This window comes from Lactobacillus fornicalis (genome assembly GCF_055362665.1).
The window spans coordinates 1-17,693 of the sequence record NZ_JBLTIM010000021.1; the positions used below are offsets into that span (position 1 = coordinate 1).

Genomic DNA, 17,693 nt, shown 5'->3' on the forward strand with positions numbered 1-17,693 from the left:
GACTTTTATTCATTATTAGGTCTCCCAGGTACTGGTTATTTTTACTTTTACTCTACTAGTACACAACTAACAGATGCTTTATTTGATATTAAGACCTTTATTTCAACTACCCGCTTAACTGACTCGGCTGTAGGTTTTAAGAATTATGGGTTACGTGATGACTTGAAGATAAACAAAATCTGGTATAAAGATAAATATAATACTGCTTACCAGTGTAATACTTTTCCTTTAGCTTTTGCCGGCTACAAAGCTAACAATTTACAATTAGCTATCAAACAACCACTTGAAAATCAAACTAAAGTTTTAAATGCCCTCACTGGCTCTAAGCAAGTCTACTTTTCTAAACCAATTTCTGCCCAAATCACTAGTACTAATTTAGTGGTCAAAAAAGACAAAAATCAACTAAATTATCAAAGTAAAAAAGCTACCCTTTCTACTCTTACCTTCACCTATAAAGCAAAGCCTAATTCAGTTGGTTATATTGTTTTAGATAATAATTTAATGGGGTATGCCGACTATACTTCAGCTGCTTCAAGTTTAACTATCAATAACCATACCTTTAGATCAATGCCGGTTACTTATCAACCAATTGGCGTATATGTGCCTAAGAGTGGCAAAGTTACTTTGAAAATTAAGTTAAAGAAAGAAATTTCAAAAGGATCACTATTAAATCCTGAGCTTTACTTACTCAATAAACAAGCTCTTAATAAAACAATTTCTTATGCACAAAACAACCGACTTAAATTATCCAAATGGACAAATAATCAAATTGAAGGGATTGTCAATATCAAACAAGGGCAGTCTTTAATTACTACTATTCCATACACATCTGGCTGGAAAGCTTTTAGTGATGGAAAGCCTGTCAAGATTGTGAAAGCCCTAAATAGATTTATTGCTTTAGATTTACCAAAAGGGAAACACAAAGTCACTTTAAAGCATACAATGCCAGGTTTGAAATTAGGAATTATAGTTAGTTTTATAGGGCTAATAGCTCTGGTGTTTGAGTATCTAATCATTAAAAAGTCTTTATTTAAGTGAAACAACTAATTTAATAAAGATTTTACTGCTACTTTTATATCCGCTACAATTAGATTATCAATTTTTAGATTGGGGATTAGATGAAAAACATAAAGTCAAAGGGAGTTACTATTTTTAGTATCATTTTAGCGTCATTTTCTGTTGGATTGGGATATTGTATAGGTTATGCTAATGCGCCCAAAGTTATACAGACAAATAACAATAATGACAATTATATAAAACAAGGTGTAAATTTGGAGAAAAATTATGCCAATTATATCAATTATTTTGCAGCAAAACATGTTATTTCCCACAGAGGTAGTGGTTCTAATGATGAAATAGAGCATACTTTTGCGGCATATGACCAAGCTATTGCTTCTGGCTCACACTATATTGAACAAGATTTAGTTAGTTCTAAAGAAGGAACATTATGGGTTAGTCACGATCCATCAGCCCGGCGAATCTTTCATTGTAACCAATTATTTAGAGATATGACCGATTCAGAAATAGAAGAACTAAAAACAGCTAATAATGAACATTGTCATAGATTATCTGAAGTTTTTAACCACTATAAAAAAGATAAAGATGTAAACTTTGTTGTCGAAGTACGTACAAAGTGGGATTTCAATCAAATACCTACTTTAGTTAAAACCATTCATGAATGTAAAATACCTGTTTCACGGCTAATAATACAATGTTGGACCAAAGAAGATGCGGCTAGAATTAAAAAGTTTCTTCCTAAAGTTAAAACATTGTTCTTGTGTGGCGATTACCCTGCTTTTGAAGAAGCAACCAAAGATTCAAACATAGATATTGTTGCTCCTGAGGAACATCTAGCATATCCACAAAACATTAAATTTGCGCATAAGCACAATAAACAATTTTGTACTTGGACTATTGATAGTTCTGCTCAAATAAAACAAGCAATTAAAAATGGTGTAGACTATTATTTCACTAACTACTCTGCAAAGGCTATTGATTATGAAAAAATATATCGTTGTCCTAGTTTTAAAACCTTTTTAAAAAGAAATCATTACAAACTATAATATAATAATCTGAGAAGAAACAAAAAGCGTAGATGTTAAGTGTTATAATACCTAACATCTACGCTTTTTATATTGATTTTTTCTAAACCTCTTTATATCTTTATTCCAATCTTTTTCTTGATACTAAATAAAATATCTACTTTCTTACCCTTGCCTTGAACAAAATCGATAATATCTTTCCAAAAACGAATAGTCATAATGATTCCTATGACCAAAAAAATTAAACCACGATTAGTTTTACCTAGTGATAAACTAACTACTCCAAAACAATAGGTAAAAAATAAAGGAGGAATGGTCAAATTTTTCATGATAATGGTTAATACTAGTGCAATTAGCAAAATAATCAAAGCCATTTTAAAATCAACAGCCAACATTGTAATTCCAATCACTGCTACCCCTTTACCTCCTTTAAAATGATTAGTAACAGGATAACAATGCCCTAGCATTAAACCTAAACCACAATATGCCATAGCTAGTTGACTTTTAAATAAAAGCCAAGTAATAGTTAAAGCCAATATACTTTTTACAGCATCCCCGATTAAGGTTAAAATACCCCACTTTTTTCCAAAAACAGCTCCCATATTAGCTGTTCCCGGATTACCTGATCCATTTTTAGTCGGATCTGCATGGAGAAAATACTTTCCTACAATTAAAGCAAATAAGAAATTACCTAATATGTATCCAATTATAAATGAACTAAAATGTATCAAGGTTAATAATCTCCTGTATCATCATTATCTTGATCACTATCGCTATTCGTATCTGAACTAGTGTCACTTCCATAATCATATACGGTATATTCTTGATCTTCGGTACTACTAAAACTAAAGCCATTTTGTTCATTTAACTTATTTTCATAAGTTTCAAAATTACTTATTTTTTCTTTTTCAAGACCTAATTCGCTACGTACATAATCAGATACTCTCTGAAGCTCGGTATCTGACATAACTTGGTAAGATGCTCCATCAATAGTAACACTCAATCCATGTAAATAATCACTCTTTGAAGTTGCAGTACTACTCTTATAGTTTTGGAAAATAGCCATCAAATTATTAAATGACAGATTAGTTTTTACATTTTCCGAAACCGAATTTAAAATTGACTCTAAGTTAGCCAAGGTTGAAATTGAAGAAGCATTCTCTATCAATGACATGATGACTTGTCTTTGTCGCAATTGACGTCCATAGTCACCAGTTGGATCATCATAACGCATTCTTGCATAAGCTAAAGCTTGAGAACCATTTAATTTAGTCTTCTTTCCCTTTTTAAAACTATAGCCCCCGTATGAAAAACTAAGTGGAGGTGTAACAGTAACGCCACCTACACCATTAACCATTTTACGCAAGCCACCCATATTTATTACAGCATAATATTTAATTGGAACGTTAATTAGTTTAGAAACAGTATTCATTGCCATTTTAGCTCCACCAATTGAATAGGCGGCATTAATCTTTTCCGCAGTCAATGATTTAGCACCCACCATTTGAGCCATTGTATCACGAGGAATGGACATAAGTGTATAACGCTTCTTAGAGGGATTAACAACTGCTACAATCATCGTATCAGTATTCCCCATTTTATCGGTTCTATTAAAAGCCCCTGTATCCGTACCCATTAATAAAACTGCAAAACTCTTTTTTCCATTAAAAGTTGAACTATTCGTAGCAACAGCAGTCTTAGGATCATAAGTTTTATCAATTGCACCCTTAGTTCTAAAAAAGATATAGCCAATATACGATCCTATCCCGAGCAATAAAATCATCATTACTCCAATAATCAAACGTAATTTTTTATTTCTTTTTCGTTTATTACTTTCATAAAGCGCTACTCGAGAATTGCTTGGATAATTATTCTGCATATACTTTTTCCTTTATATTGTTATGTTTTTTAATTTTATCTTTTTTATTTTATCGAAAAAATTTTAAAATATCACTCAAAAGGAATTTTCATAACCAAATTGTAAAAAATAAAAGACTATCCTCTAAGAGAATAGTCTTTTATAACGAATGATTAGTCGTCTAACTTAACCTTGTCAGTTACGTTCAACTTGTCGTCGAAAGTGTAAACAACTGGTTCACCAGTCTTCATTTCAAGATCCATAATATCTTCATCAGAAATACGTTCAATGTACTTAGTCAAAGCACGAAGTGAGTTACCGTGTGCTGCGATAATAACATTCTTACCTGCCAATAAGTCAGGAGCAATGTGATCTTCCCAGAATGGCATTACACGATCTAAACATACATGTAAGTTTTCTGCCTTTGGAACAATGTTAGGATCCAAGTTTGAGTAACGACGATCATGTGCTTGACTGTATTCATTATCATCATCAATTGCTGGAGGCAAAACATCGTATGAACGACGCCAAATGTGAACTTGTTCATCGCCGTACTTTTCAGCAGTAGCCTTCTTGTTTAAACCTTGAAGAGCACCGTAATGACGTTCATTAAGTCTCCAAGACTTAGTTTCAGGAATCCAAAGTTGGTCACTTTCTTCAAGTGCAAAGTGCAAAGTCTTGATAGCACGCTTCAATACTGAAGTGTAAGCTTGATCAAATTTAAGACCATGTTCCTTAATTAAACGACCAGCTCTTTTAGCTTCTTCAACACCTTTTTCTGAAAGGTTAACATCAACCCAACCAGTAAATTGGTTTGAAAGGTTCCATTCACTTTGACCGTGACGGATTAAAACTAATTTTGACATGAAATATCTCCTTTAAATAATTCAATGTTTCACTAACTATTTTACAACGGATAAACTTGTTTGCATAGGTTAAAAAGATATAAAAAGACCACTTCTCATGGAAAGAAGTGGTCTTTTTGGGCAAAGTTGGAATTCCACGTTCACAATAGGTCTTCCAAAACATCAACACTTCCCGTGCCTTGCTATTAAAAGCAGATGTCCCCTGATAAATATACGCATCTCGCGTTCTTTATCGACTCGTCATTAATGATTATATCATCTATTCAACCGACTTTAAAGCATCTAACATATCAACATCTTTAATCTTCTTGTGCATAATAAATGCTAAGACAGTAGTTATCACTGCTGGAATGAGGGCTGAGTAAATAAAGTTAGATATGTACATATTAGGATCAAACATAGCGTTAACGGGTGGTAAGGTGGTAATAATAAAGCTATGTAACCAAATACCGACTAAATATCCAGCTAGGATACCTAGAATTGAAAGAATAATAGTTTCCCGATAAATGTACATCGTAACTTCTTTATCAAAGAATCCCAATACTTTAATAGTTGAAAGTTCACGCATTCTTTCGTCAACATTAATATTAGTTAAATTATAGATAACAACTAATGCCAAAATTGTAGAAATTGCAATTAAAATCAAAATAACTTTATTAAGTGAATTAATCAAGTTATCAATCGTTTTCTTGTTGTTAACATTTTGATTAATACCTTTAATTGCACCAGTATCCATCAATTTTTCAGAAACTGTTTGTAATTTACCTGACTTAGTACTTATCAGATACCCATTGGTCTTATATTCTTTATCAAAGTAATGCTTATAAGCTTGTTTATTCATTACCATGTAGTGACCCATATACATTTCACAAATGCCACTAACTTTGAATTTTTTCCACTTATCGTTAGTATCTTTTAACTTAATATAATGTCCAACCTTAGCATTGGTTAATTGAGCCAACTTTTCAGAAATAACTACACCATTATTGGTTAATTTTAATTTCTTTCCAGTAGAACTGCTCTTTAAATTAATATACTTAGATAAGTCAGTATTGGCCTTAGGAACAATCACATTAATAGTTTGCTTAGTCTTGTCTTCCCCAAGATTACGATTCAAAGTAGTAAAGTGAATCCGCTTATAGCGTTTAACACTATTTGAATCTAGTTCATCCAATAAGTCTGCGTTTTGTTTAGAACTAGGATTTGAGTTCTTAACCGCAATCATGTCATATTTAATAATGTTGGTATATTGATTTTTACTAATTCCTGAAAGTGAATCTCGAATACCAAAAGCCATTACTAATAAGCCTGTACAACCAGCAACTCCAAAGATTGTCATTAACATTCTTGTCTTATATCTAAAGAGGTTTCTGAAGGTAACCTTGTGATTAAAACTCAATCTACTCCATAATGGTGTGATTCTTTCAAGGAAAATTTTTGAACCTTTTTTAGGTGGTTTAGGTAGTAATAATTGAGCTGGGCGATCTTTAACATCTTTCTTTAAGGCGTAAAGTGCTGCTAAAGTCGTACATGCCCAGGCAACAACTAGTCCTAATATTAGCCAAGCTAAAGAGAATTGACTTCTAAAGCCAGTCATTGTTGAATTGGCTGCATAAGCCTCAAAAATAATGCCAGGTAAGATTCTAAATCCACCAAATGCACCAAAAATCACACCAAATGTACTTGAAAGCATACTATAAACAATAAATTTCTTAGCCACATCAAAATTGCTATAGCCAATTGCCTTCATAGTACCAATATTAATTCTTTCTTCTTCCACAAATCTAGTCATTGTAGTTAAAGAAACTAAGGCAGAAATTGCAAATAAGAATACTGGGAAAATATTAGATAAAACGTCAATTCTTTCTGCATTTGAACGATAATTTTCATAACCTGGGAATTCATCACGAGTATTAACTGTGTAGCTAGGTTTATTCAAATGTTCAAGCTTCGCTTTAGCACTTTCAAGTTGCTTAATCTGACTTTGATATTCAGGTTTAACCGCTACAATTGCATTTAACTTAGTTAAACTATCATTAATTTCAGCAATTTTATTTTTGGTTTTACTTTCTTTAGCTGAAATATTCTTATCTAATTCCTTCTTTAAATCTTTTTCCTTGTCATTAATATAGTTAGAATACTTAGTTGAATATGGATTCATTTTAGCAGTCTTTTTATAAGTAATTCTAGCTATTCCAGTTGTTGTACCGGATTTAAAAGCAGACTTCTTTACAAAAGCAAAGCCAGATAATTGACCTGTACCTACAGTGGTTTGCCCCATATCGTGTTTATCTAAATACTCACTTGAGCGAACATAACCGACAACTTTAAACTTTTTATGCTTTAAACTACTGTGATTATCTAAAGTTATCTTTTTACCAAGTTTATACTTATCTTTCAACAAATAAGAGATAACAATTTCAGAGCTATTTTTAGGCATGTGGCCTTTAGTAAGTTCTACTTTAGATATCTTTTTGCTTTCAGAATATACCCTTAAACTCTTTTTACTATCATTAACAGTAGAATCTTGAAGATAACTATATTCAACCTTCTTTACACCAGATTGATTTTCGATTTTTTGTTTATCTTTACTATTTAAGCCATAGTTTGAAACAACTGTTATATCAGCTAAATTATTATTCTTAAATGAATCAACAGCTGTGCTTCTCATATCTGGACCCGTCATTTTAAGACCAATAAAGGTAAAGACAGCTACCATCATCAACATGAAAATTGCAACAAATCTACCTAAAGATCCAGTTATTGCTTGCCAAGCATCTTTCCATAGAATCTTTTTCTTCATTCAAATTCTCCTAGCTTTTACCATTCAATTTCAGAAATATCTGTTGGATGTTCATTCTTTTCAATCCTCTTAACTTGACCATCATGAACATGAATTACTTGATTGGCAATAGGTGCAATTGCGGCATTATGTGTAACAATAATAACTGTTGAGCCTTTTTTCGTACTCATTTCTTGTAAAATTTTTAAAACATGTTTACCAGTTTGATAGTCAAGCGCTCCAGTTGGTTCATCACAAAGTAAAATTGCTGGATTCTTTGCTATTGCCCGGGCAATAGCAACACGTTGTTGTTGTCCTCCTGACAATTGTGCAGGGAAGTTGTTCATTCTATCTCCCAGCCCCACTGCATCTAACGCTTCACTTGCTTCCATTGCATTAGGTACAATTTCAGCAGCTAATTCTACATTTTCTTTAGCTGTTAAATTAGGAACCAAGTTGTAGAACTGAAATACAAAACCAACATCTTTTCTACGATAAGCTGTTAATTCTTTTCTAGAATAGTTAGCAATGTTGTGGCCATTGATAATAACGTCACCACTAGTATTGGTATCCATACCTCCCAAAATATTGAGCAAAGTAGATTTTCCTGCTCCAGATGATCCGAGAATAATTACTAGTTGACCTTTATCAACTGAAAAAGTAATATTCTTATTAGCAAGAACAGTTGTATTTCCAGTTTTATATTCTTTAGAACTGTTTTTTACATCAATTATTGACATATTATTCACTCCTAATCTGTACATTGTGTTGATTTACTATGCAAGTATTCTAGCACCTTTGCCTTTGTTTTCTATGTACATTTTTCAATAAGGCGTTGATATAAGGAGAAAATTATGGGAAATATTCGAAGAACAAATTCTAAACAGAAAATTAAAGATGCTTTTATTTATTTATTAAAAACCGAAGGTTATCAAAAGATGACTGTTTCTAGCATTACTAAAAAAGCCCAAATCAATCGGGGAACTTTTTATTTAAATTATCTCGATAAGAGTGACTTATGGCGAGAGATTAAGGAAACTATCTTAACCGATATTTCTGCCTGCCTAAAAATTGAACCTCAAAATCCACATTTCTTTTCCGAAGCATCCTTAAAAGAAGTTATTAATTACTTAATCAAACATCAAAAACTACTATTTTCAATATTAAATAGTGATTTATATCCGGAATTTATTGCAGATTTTTATAAAACATTAGTAAAAATTTTCTCAAAATACCACAATCAAAATAATGGTCCTCTTAAACAGCCTTATGCTTATGAAGTAGTCTTTAGTGGTATTGCTACTATTTTCACTTTATGGATTCGACGCGAAATGCGAGAAAGTCCAGAAGAATTATTAAAAATTATTAAAGCTTATCGTGAAAACGCTCCCACAAACATTTTATCATTATGAAATATCTGTAAACAGCAAAACGACCTGTATCACCTGATACAAGTCGTTTTTACTGTTTATTCTTATAATGCATCTTCAAACGATAAATAAATTCACTTTGTAAAGTTGATAATAAAAATCCAAGAGCAATAGCAACCGTAATGATTCCTACTCTTAGCATTAAGTCCTCAGCCACATCATATTTACCTTGTACTAATGCACGTACAGCCATATAAGCAGGGGCTCCTGGAACAAGGGGCACTAGAGCGGGAATGTTAAATACTGATACAGGGCATTTTTTTATTCTTGCAAAAAATAAACCCAACATCCCAATTACAAAAGCCCCAACTAAATTGGCAATCATTCTTCCTGAGTGTAATCTAATTAACACCCAATATGTCATCCATCCACAAGCCCCACTAATTCCAGTTAAAAACAGTGCACGCCTTGGAACATTAATTGTCAATGCAAACCCCATTGAGCCAATAATTGAAAATACAATATTAATTAAAATCTGTAACCATATTGCCATCTTAAGCACCTAAAAACCGCATAATAATACCTACTCCACCACCTAAAGCAAGTGCCGTCATTACCGCTTCAACAAAGCGTCCAATTCCACTCATTAAATCTCCTGCGAATAAATCACGCAGCGCATTAGTTAATGCTAAGCCTGGTACCAGCGTCATTAAAGCTCCAACTAATATTTTATCAATCGAACACTCTGGCACTAGCAAACGAATTAAGTAAGTTAATAATGCCATAAACATAGCTGCTATTAGCTCAGATAAGAATCTGATTCTAGTATATTTTTGAATAAAATAATAAACTAAGAATCCCAAGCAACCCACTATTGCAGCAGCTGGAAAATCAAGCCAATCATAACTATCAAAAAATAAAATCATTAAAGTTGAAGACAAACTAGCAGCACCAACTAATTGGAGCCACAGAGGAAAAGCCGCTGTATTAGTTGCTACGTCATGTAACTTTTCATCTAATTCCTGTAAGTCAATTTCTTTATTGGCAAATTGACGAGATAAATTATTTACCCGATCAACTAGTTCTAAGTTAATATTCCGTTCTCTTACTTGTTCTATCTGTGACAGTTGACCAGAATCTAAGGTCAAAAAAACTCCAGTTGGGGTAGCAAAGACTTGAGGATCTGTTACTCCAGCATTGCGAGCAATTCTAAGCATTGTATCCTCAACTCTACTCATTTCACTTCCACCCTCAATCATCAAGTGCCCTGCTAATAAACAAATCCTTTGCACTTCTTTTAAACGTTCTTTATCTTCAAACATAATGACCTCAATTAGTTCATTTTTTCAATATCAATTGTTTTATCAACCCAATCTCCTCTAAAGAAATCACGTTCGTGGCTGACAATGATAACCGCACCTGGAAAATTTACAATAGCTTTTCTCAAAGCATCCTTAGTTTCATTATCCAAGTGATTAGTTGGCTCATCAAGGAAAAGAATATTAGCCGGTTCAAATTGCATTTTTGCTAATTTCACTTTTTCTTGCTCCCCACCTGATAATTCCCCTAGTGGACTCATTGCTTGTTGTGCTGTTAATCCCATTCTAGCCAATGCTTGTCGCAATTCTTTAGGCTTAATTTTTTCATAGCATTCAGCTAGATATTGTAATGGTGTCATATTTTTATTGGGCCAAGCTAAGTCTTGCTTAAAGTAAGCTAGTTTTGCTGTAGCAGATAATTCAAAACTACCATATACCGGCTTTAATTTCCCTAACAAAGTCTTTAATAAAGTGGTCTTTCCTATACCATTAAAACCAGTCACAGCCACTTTTTCATTTCCACCCACACTAAAATTAAACGCATGTTTCACTAATGCTTGATCATATCCAATGACTAAGTCTTGAGTTTGTAGTAATAAATTAGAGGCAGTAGCTACATATGGGAAATCAAATTTGGCCCTTTTATTATTTTGTGGGGGAGTTAATTTCTCCATTCGATCAAGTTGTTTTTGTCTTGAACGCGCACTTTTAGCACGTGTACCTGCTTTATTTTTACGGATATATGCCTCAGTTTTGGCTATTTTTCTTTGTTGATTTTGATATGCTTTTAAGTATGTTTCCCTATCTTGCGCCTTTTGACGCATAGCATGTTTCAAATCACCGGTATAGCGAGTGATTGTTCCAAAGTCAATATCAATAATGCAGTTAGTAATTCTTCCTAAAAAGTCATAGTCATGGCTAACTACGATAAATGCTCCTTCAAAATCATTTAAATAGGTAACTAGCCAATCTATATGATTAACATCAAGATAATTAGTTGGTTCATCTAATACTAACACTTGCGGTTTTTCTAAAAGTAATTTAGCTAAAATCAGCTTCGATCTTTGACCACCAGACATTTCACTAACATCTTTATCATAGCCTAATTCAAGTAACCCTAGTCCACTTGCTACTTGATCAATTGCAGTATCAATATCATAAAAGCCCACTTCTTCTAAATGAGTTTGAATTTTCCCTGCCTTATCCAGTAATGTTTGATCACCTTTTTCACTATATTCAACATATAAATTGTTTAACTTCTCTTCTTGTGCAAATAAATCTGCAAAAGCCGTTTTTAAAAATGATTTCAAAGTCATACCAGGCGTTAATTTGGCATATTGATCAAGATATCCAACCTTTATATTCTTTTGCCACTTAACTTGTCCATCATCGGGTACAATTTCACCAGTTAAAATTTTAATTAAAGTTGATTTACCAACTCCATTTTGACCAGTAACTCCCATATGATCTTCTTTATTCAATACAAAATTTGCATCTTCATATAAAGTTTTATCAATGAATCCCTGGCTTAAGCCAGTAACTGTTAATAAGCTCACTTTTTTCTCCCTTTTTGTCAGTTAAGAATTATTATATAGCAATATGTATAATTTGCCTTAACCTTTACTTTTTTGCTCTTGTTCATATTCTTGCAAAATATGTAATACACGTGGCCACATTCTCTTAGGTAAAATCAATTGCAATTTATCTTGATAAATTGGAAAATCTGATTTCTTCAAACCAGTCAGCCTTGCTAATTCTGCATCATCAAGGCCATATTGATAGACAATTCTCTTAATTTCAGCAGAGGCATGGGCTCTAAAATATGAATAAATATAAAACATAACCGCTATTATTGCTGCTCCAAAAATTGTAAAGCTCAAATTCATATGAAAAGTATTAAACAATATAAAAAACATAGCAATAAAAGTTAAAACAGCTGAAATAACTGCATAAATTATAGGAAAGATATTACGATTTGTCATATAGGATCTCCTTTTTTACATTTGTATTTCTACTTGTAACCAAAATGTAATATTTATTTCAAATCACTAGTATTTGTAATTTTACTATTAAAGTTCTGAAACATTCTATTTATATAATATTACCTATTAAGAAATAGTATTTATTAATTATCGAAATAAAAAGTTATTAATTTTAGAGGGAGTAGATTTTTTATTTTATTAACTAAGCGTTTTGCTGCTACTATTGTGGCTATTTCATTATTAATTGTAAACTTTATTGAAGTAAATCCAACTCAAGCAGCTTCAGAAAAAACAAATTATAACGTATCAACTAGTTTGGTTAATGATACCATCAAACCAGTTAGAATGCGTGCTAAATTAATCAAAGAAAGACAAAAAGCTGCTATTGAAGAACTAACTAAAAATGCTAAAGCTGAACAAGCTAAAATGGATGCTCAAGCTAAGGCTGAAGCTGAAGCTAAGGCACAAGAAGAACAAAAACAAGCTCAACAAGCAGTTACCCAAGCTCCAACACCAACTGCTAATACTACAAGCCAAGCAAATACTCAAAACATATCTGGTGTAAACAAGGGAACTTTTAAACTTAGCTTTTATGATCCTGCCGCTTTAGGTTCAAATATGGGCTATGGTGGCGTTGCTGCTAATTTATCAGTTTTCCCTAAAGGAACTAGATTAAAAATTACTCTTTCAGACGGAACTGTTTGGTATCGAGTAGTTAATGATACTGGTGGTTTTGCAGCTGCCAACCCTAATCAATTGGATGTTGCTATGCCAAATAGTCAAGTCCCTGCTGCTGGTATTTTATACGCTACAGTTGAAGTCATTGGCTAATTTATCTCAATTAAAATTCATAAATTTCTATCCTAAAAAAGGACGTGCTTTGCACGCCCTTTTGTTTTACCTAATTTTTTCTACTCAACAGTTCTCTAATCATATCCGCATCTTCAACTTTTCCAGTATAAACTATCTCATCCCCTACTTCTAAAACAGTAGTTCCATGCGGAGCTAGCCATTCACCATCGCGCTTAATCCGACTAACAGTAATTTTATCAATAAAAGATAAATCCATTAACTGATGACCTGCATAGCGATGGTTTTGAATTTTAACATCATAAAGAATATTATCAGAATCAGTTAAAATTTCATAAAAGGCTGGTGATTCTATCAAAGCTCTCATTGCAGAAGTTCTAGCACTGTATCCATTAAAAACCTCAATATCTAATTGACCTAATTCAGCAATTCGGTTAGCATCCGGCTGTTTTTGTCTAACAATAACTCTTTGAGTTCCTGCTTCTTTTGCTTTTTTAGCAAATTCATAATTTCGTTCATCATCTGATCCAGAACTTGCAACGATATCATAATTAAAATCGGTAGTTGCTAAAATATTATCACAATACACTAATGATTCCACTCGGCTTTTATAGGTATTATACGCCTCTTGATCATCAGTAATCATTTCAACTGAATACCATTTATTATGAAGTTCTTGAGCTACAGCAACAGAAAAAACATTTGCACCATAAATTAGTACTTTTTCTTTAATTTTATCTTCTGGTGCTAATTTAAACAATGAATTAAAAATAATCGGCCCTGCAATACAAGTAATGATAGCTGCTAAAGTAAAAGCATCTGATTGTGTTTGACTAATAGCATTTAATTTTCGTGCAACTTGTAAAGTTGGTAAAACAATCGTAATCGTTGTAGCTGTAAGCAAGCCACCAGCTAATGCATTTCCCTTAGTAAAAAATTTCAAATATGTCAAGGCAGCTGGAAGTTTTGCAATAAAGAATGCTAAAACCAGAATAGGTAATAACATTAAAGCTGCTTGATTAGTAAACAGGCTTTTCAGATTAAGCTTAGCTCCTGTCATCATAAAGAAAAATGGAATAAAAAATCCATAACCAATAGAAGTAAGTTTATCCTTGGTAGCCTCACTAGGTTCTAGTAATTTCATTACTATACCCGCTAAGAAAGCACCCAAAATGTTTTCTGCACCAACTTTTTCAGCAATTGATACTAAAGCAAAAATCAAAAAAAATGCTAGACGAATATCTATTTGCGTAGTCTGTTTGGTAATTTTGTTAAACCAAAGATAAGGTCTTTTAAAACGAATTAACAAGACGATTGCAGCCAAGAATAAAAGGATAATTAACCACAACTTTTCTGCATCTCCACCGTGAATCGAAGCATAGATTGTTAATCCTAATAACGGAATTACTTCCCCTAATACTGCAGTTAATAAAATACTCTGACCAATTGTCTTACTCAAAATCTCTTTTTCTTTTAAAGTAGCAATAACTACTCCTAAGGCGACTGTCATAAAAATAATACTTGCTAAAAATATATCTTTAAACAACCCCAAAATCGATAACACTACTCCTAAAGAAACTGAAAAAATAGCAATTCCTAAGAAAGATATGGCTGCTATTTTTACAGGATTTATTTGCGAGTCCTGCTTTTTATTAAAAAGGTCGAATTCTATTTCCATTCCTGATAAAAAAATCAGAATAATAACCCCTAAATTAGATAAAAAATTCAATTGACTATTACTAGTATCAACCCAATTAAATCCACTAACTCCTAAAATAATTCCTACGATAATTTCAGCAACAGCTGTAGGAATATTTCGTAAATTAAATTTGGCCATCAAAATTGGAATAACCAAAGCCATTAAAATTACTAAAAGCATGATATTTCCCTTCTTTATTTATCATAAGAAAAGGATAACAAAAAGAGTTCTCTAATCAAAGAGAACTCTATTGAAATTCATTAGTTTTCTAATTTAAGATACTGACCATCAACCCATTGGTCGCCACCTAGGTTATACCAAGTTGTGCCATTAGCAAGAGTTGCTTTCTTAAATACTCTCCAACGACTGCCATGAGGCAAATATCTACCTAGCATTCCTGAACCTGGATTCTTCCATACCATGATTCCGTAACCTGGTACGTAGTTGACTTGGCCTACTGCACTCATATTTTCTACAGAAGTTATATTATTTTTAGTTGCATCATCTACTAAATATCTTCCGTCAGCCCATTGATTGCCACCAAGGTTATACCACTTATTGCCATTTACTGTCACATAACCATATACTTGCCAACGACTACCATGAGCTAAGTATCTTCCCAGCATTCCTGATCCTGGGTTCTTCCAGAGCATTATTCCATAACCTGGTACATAATTTACTTTCTTTACTGTTCTTTCTGAAACAAAGTTGCTTGGAGTAGCTGTAGTAGCTTTTTTACTTTCTCCTGCTACTGTCGCATTTCCATCTACTAGGTATCTTCCATCTACCCATTGGTTACCACCAAGATTGTACCATTTATTGCCATTCACTGTTACATAGCCATATACTTGCCAGCGGCTGCCATGAGACAAGTATCTTCCCAGCATTTCGGATCCTGGGTTCTTCCAGAGCATTATTCCGTAACCTGGTACATAGTTTACTTTCTTTACTGTTCTTTCTGAAACAAAGTTACTTTGAGTATTACTATTTGTTTTGGCAGTGGTTGTTGTACTTGCACTAGTATTAACTGTTGGTACAGATGATAATCCTGTTGCATATACATATTTAGCTAAAATCCATTGATTTCCACCTAAGTTATACCATGTTTCGCCATTTACAGTGGTTTTACCAAATATCTTCCAACTTGAGCCTACAGACAATGTTCGACTAGTAATATTCTTATTTGGTCCTTCCCACACATATACTGGTGATGAATATGTTATTTTGGCAATTGGAGATCCTGAATTACTACTTGTTCCCGGTTTTTCATTAACAGGGGATTGACTTGACCCACCAGCCAAAAGTGAACCACTAATCCATCCATTGCCAGTATGCATGTAACTCATACCGTTTTTATAAGTTATAGTTTTATCTACCGTAATAACTTGACCAGCTGTTACACTTCCAGTAGCACTAACTACATTAGGACTAGCAGGACCTGAATATACTGTTCCATTAGACGTAACTTTCATTACTCTAGTAGTGTTATCGATAGATGGATCATATTGATTAAGGCCATAATATTGAATTACATTGTTTAAAGAACGAGGATAATTAGGATCAGTAGCATACCCCCCATCCTTTAAGCCTTGAGTAGCTACTTGATAATTAGCAGCATTTTCAACCCATGCCATTCTATAACGATTTGAATAACCGTAAGTACCGGTTCTCAATAGATATCCATTATCTTCAAAAGATGCTTCCCAAGAAGGATATTTTCTAAAGCCGGCATTTATGTTATAATAACCGGTTCCTGCTGCCCATTCGGCAGTATCTGCATAATAAGATTGACCGTTGTAAGAACCTTTCATACCAAATAAATTATTGGCTTGTGTAGCTAAAGATGAAACACCCCAACCTGATTCAAGTATTGCTTGCGCAAGCATAACTGAAGTATACGTTCCATACCTTGCAGAAGCTACTTCTGCATTAGGTACAGCAGTATTTAAAAAGGCCTGCTCCTTGGTGGCTGCCTTAACAGTATATGAAGTTTCGATATTAGCTAAATTGTTGGTAACTGGCACAGCAACGGAGGCGAGCAGAGCTGCGGTAGCAACGCCAGTGATTTTTTTAGTTTTCATATTATACTTTCCCTCCAATATAATTCAATCATATTGTACAGTGCACTATCAGTACATTTCAACCGAACTAGAGTTTTGCAACACAAAAGTAATAATTCATCATATTTTTAACAAAATTATTACTTTTTTACTTATTATTGGCTTTCAATAAATATTTTGAACTATCTTTTTTCCTTATTTGTTATAACTACTTCTCAACCATCGTAACTTATAGTAATAAAATATAATATAGTTAATAATTTCTTTAATTGTAGTATTACAATTATAATTATAATACTAGTAAAGATTGTTACATAATATTTCAATAACTAAAAGCGATGTGGAAAACTACTTAAAGCCTTCAAACTAGTTGATTTTAAGTTGATTTCTGGGTAAAATTACAAGTGATTTATTTTAATTTAGTTAATTAATCTGGACATTTTTAAAGGAGTTCTTACCTTGACTGAAGAATTAAACAAAAATACTGACGAATTTGAAGTTGTTGTACCAGAAGCTAATCGCGAAGAAATGCCTAAGGCTGAATTTAAAGAACAACCTGCCTACCTTGTAAACTTCGCCAACTTCTATATTGCTAAGTATAACCAAAATGACCTTGAAATTATGGGTTCTTTTGATAAAAAAGGGAATATCTTGGATATTAATACATACTTACTTAATAACATCAACTTTTCACGAAAAGAATTAGTAAAGCATGTATTAAATGTTCACGACTACAACTTCAAGAGCTTGCTTGATGAAGTTGTCGCCAAGAGCAACATTGACCCAGAAAGTTTCGCTACTTTCGAAGATTGGGACAAGTGGTATGAAGCTGAACGTAATCAAATTCCAGGAAGTTTATCATAATATCGATATTCATTCCTTGATTTGAAAACATGGGACAATCA

16 protein-coding genes are annotated in these 17,693 nt (G+C 32.9%); 5 read left to right on the plus strand and 11 right to left on the minus strand.

Translation table 11 applies throughout. The features are described 5' to 3' along the window. Nucleotides 1-1,038: YfhO family protein (locus ACNDLV_RS05400; protein WP_498882947.1), on the plus strand; the 1,038-nt coding region annotated here is incomplete at its 5' end. Between the two features lie 80 nt (nt 1,039-1,118). Then, the gene (locus ACNDLV_RS05405; protein ID WP_006585942.1) at nt 1,119-2,063 is read left to right on the plus strand and encodes a glycerophosphodiester phosphodiesterase; all 945 of its coding nucleotides are present in this window, start codon (nt 1,119-1,121) and stop codon (nt 2,061-2,063) included. Nucleotides 2,064-2,155: 92 nt separating this feature from the next. Here ACNDLV_RS05405 and ACNDLV_RS05410 read toward each other — a convergent pair whose 3' ends face one another. From ACNDLV_RS05410 to ACNDLV_RS05430, 5 genes are all read right to left on the minus strand, one after another. Next, nucleotides 2,156-2,773, minus strand: coding sequence for a glycerol-3-phosphate acyltransferase (locus ACNDLV_RS05410; RefSeq protein ID WP_006585943.1), 618 nt, complete (start codon nt 2,771-2,773; stop codon nt 2,156-2,158). 2 nt (nt 2,774-2,775) lie between these two features. Next, on the minus strand, nt 2,776-3,921 hold the full coding sequence (locus ACNDLV_RS05415) for an LCP family glycopolymer transferase (RefSeq protein ID WP_006585944.1): 1,146 nt from the start codon (nt 3,919-3,921) through the stop codon (nt 2,776-2,778). 152 nt (nt 3,922-4,073) lie between these two features. Next, the gene (locus ACNDLV_RS05420; RefSeq protein WP_006585945.1) at nt 4,074-4,766 is read right to left on the minus strand and encodes a 2,3-diphosphoglycerate-dependent phosphoglycerate mutase; all 693 of its coding nucleotides are present in this window, start codon (nt 4,764-4,766) and stop codon (nt 4,074-4,076) included. A 259-nt stretch (nt 4,767-5,025) separates the two neighbouring features. After that, nucleotides 5,026-7,569 carry an ABC transporter permease gene (locus ACNDLV_RS05425; protein WP_006585946.1) on the minus strand — a complete coding sequence of 848 codons (2,544 nt, stop codon included), beginning with the start codon at nt 7,567-7,569 and terminating at the stop codon, nt 5,026-5,028. A 17-nt stretch (nt 7,570-7,586) separates the two neighbouring features. Beyond that, nucleotides 7,587-8,288 carry an ABC transporter ATP-binding protein gene (locus ACNDLV_RS05430; protein WP_006587618.1) on the minus strand — a complete coding sequence of 234 codons (702 nt, stop codon included), beginning with the start codon at nt 8,286-8,288 and terminating at the stop codon, nt 7,587-7,589. A gap of 114 nt (nt 8,289-8,402) precedes the next feature. Here ACNDLV_RS05430 and ACNDLV_RS05435 point away from each other — a divergent pair, with 114 nt between their 5' ends. Next, entirely contained in the window at nt 8,403-8,960 is a 558-nt protein-coding gene (locus ACNDLV_RS05435) for a TetR/AcrR family transcriptional regulator (protein ID WP_006585948.1), read from the plus strand. Between the two features lie 49 nt (nt 8,961-9,009). Here the strand turns inward: ACNDLV_RS05435 and ACNDLV_RS05440 are convergent, their stop codons facing one another. From ACNDLV_RS05440 to ACNDLV_RS05455, 4 genes are read right to left on the minus strand one after another with little or no spacing between them, the layout of a single operon-like run. Continuing rightward, a complete protein-coding gene (locus ACNDLV_RS05440; RefSeq protein WP_022091092.1) occupies nt 9,010-9,471 on the minus strand; it encodes a threonine/serine exporter family protein in 462 nt (153 codons plus the stop codon). Nucleotide 9,472: 1 nt separating this feature from the next. Further along, nucleotides 9,473-10,240 (minus strand): threonine/serine exporter family protein, encoded by a 768-nt coding sequence (locus ACNDLV_RS05445; RefSeq protein WP_006585950.1) that lies wholly within the window; start codon nt 10,238-10,240, stop codon nt 9,473-9,475. Nucleotides 10,241-10,251: 11 nt separating this feature from the next. Next, the gene (locus tag ACNDLV_RS05450; protein WP_006585951.1) at nt 10,252-11,793 is read right to left on the minus strand and encodes an ABC-F family ATP-binding cassette domain-containing protein; all 1,542 of its coding nucleotides are present in this window, start codon (nt 11,791-11,793) and stop codon (nt 10,252-10,254) included. 57 nt (nt 11,794-11,850) lie between these two features. Further along, on the minus strand, nt 11,851-12,219 hold the full coding sequence (locus ACNDLV_RS05455; RefSeq protein ID WP_006585952.1) for a hypothetical protein: 369 nt from the start codon (nt 12,217-12,219) through the stop codon (nt 11,851-11,853). Between the two features lie 225 nt (nt 12,220-12,444). Between ACNDLV_RS05455 and ACNDLV_RS05460 the strand changes: the two genes are divergently transcribed. Beyond that, nucleotides 12,445-13,050 (plus strand): hydrolase, encoded by a 606-nt coding sequence (locus ACNDLV_RS05460; protein WP_006585953.1) that lies wholly within the window; start codon nt 12,445-12,447, stop codon nt 13,048-13,050. 70 nt (nt 13,051-13,120) lie between these two features. Here ACNDLV_RS05460 and ACNDLV_RS05465 read toward each other — a convergent pair whose 3' ends face one another. Both ACNDLV_RS05465 and ACNDLV_RS05470 read right to left on the minus strand, forming a co-directional pair. Then, a complete protein-coding gene (locus tag ACNDLV_RS05465; RefSeq protein ID WP_006585954.1) occupies nt 13,121-14,908 on the minus strand; it encodes a monovalent cation:proton antiporter family protein in 1,788 nt (595 codons plus the stop codon). An 80-nt stretch (nt 14,909-14,988) separates the two neighbouring features. Continuing rightward, nucleotides 14,989-16,809 (minus strand): glycoside hydrolase family 73 protein, encoded by a 1,821-nt coding sequence (locus ACNDLV_RS05470; RefSeq protein ID WP_006585955.1) that lies wholly within the window; start codon nt 16,807-16,809, stop codon nt 14,989-14,991. A 411-nt stretch (nt 16,810-17,220) separates the two neighbouring features. On the opposite strand from ACNDLV_RS05470, the gene ACNDLV_RS05475 reads away from it, so the two are divergent. Continuing rightward, entirely contained in the window at nt 17,221-17,652 is a 432-nt protein-coding gene (locus tag ACNDLV_RS05475; protein WP_006587616.1) for a hypothetical protein, read from the plus strand. Nucleotides 17,653-17,693: the final 41 nt, after the last annotated feature.

Bases quoted from the DNA above. Each gene is read 5' to 3' on its own strand.
- ACNDLV_RS05405 (WP_006585942.1), top strand. From the start codon at position 1,119: ATGAAAAACATAAAGTCAAAGGGAGTTACTATTTTTAGTATCATTTTA.
- ACNDLV_RS05415 (WP_006585944.1), bottom strand. From the start codon at position 3,921: ATGCAGAATAATTATCCAAGCAATTCTCGAGTAGCGCTTTATGAAAGT.
- ACNDLV_RS05420 (WP_006585945.1), bottom strand. From the start codon at position 4,766: ATGTCAAAATTAGTTTTAATCCGTCACGGTCAAAGTGAATGGAACCTT.
- ACNDLV_RS05425 (WP_006585946.1), bottom strand. From the start codon at position 7,569: ATGAAGAAAAAGATTCTATGGAAAGATGCTTGGCAAGCAATAACTGGA.
- ACNDLV_RS05430 (WP_006587618.1), bottom strand. From the start codon at position 8,288: ATGTCAATAATTGATGTAAAAAACAGTTCTAAAGAATATAAAACTGGA.
- ACNDLV_RS05435 (WP_006585948.1), top strand. From the start codon at position 8,403: ATGGGAAATATTCGAAGAACAAATTCTAAACAGAAAATTAAAGATGCT.
- ACNDLV_RS05440 (WP_022091092.1), bottom strand. From the start codon at position 9,471: ATGGCAATATGGTTACAGATTTTAATTAATATTGTATTTTCAATTATT.
- ACNDLV_RS05445 (WP_006585950.1), bottom strand. From the start codon at position 10,240: ATGTTTGAAGATAAAGAACGTTTAAAAGAAGTGCAAAGGATTTGTTTA.
- ACNDLV_RS05455 (WP_006585952.1), bottom strand. From the start codon at position 12,219: ATGACAAATCGTAATATCTTTCCTATAATTTATGCAGTTATTTCAGCT.
- ACNDLV_RS05465 (WP_006585954.1), bottom strand. From the start codon at position 14,908: ATGCTTTTAGTAATTTTAATGGCTTTGGTTATTCCAATTTTGATGGCC.
- ACNDLV_RS05470 (WP_006585955.1), bottom strand. From the start codon at position 16,809: ATGAAAACTAAAAAAATCACTGGCGTTGCTACCGCAGCTCTGCTCGCC.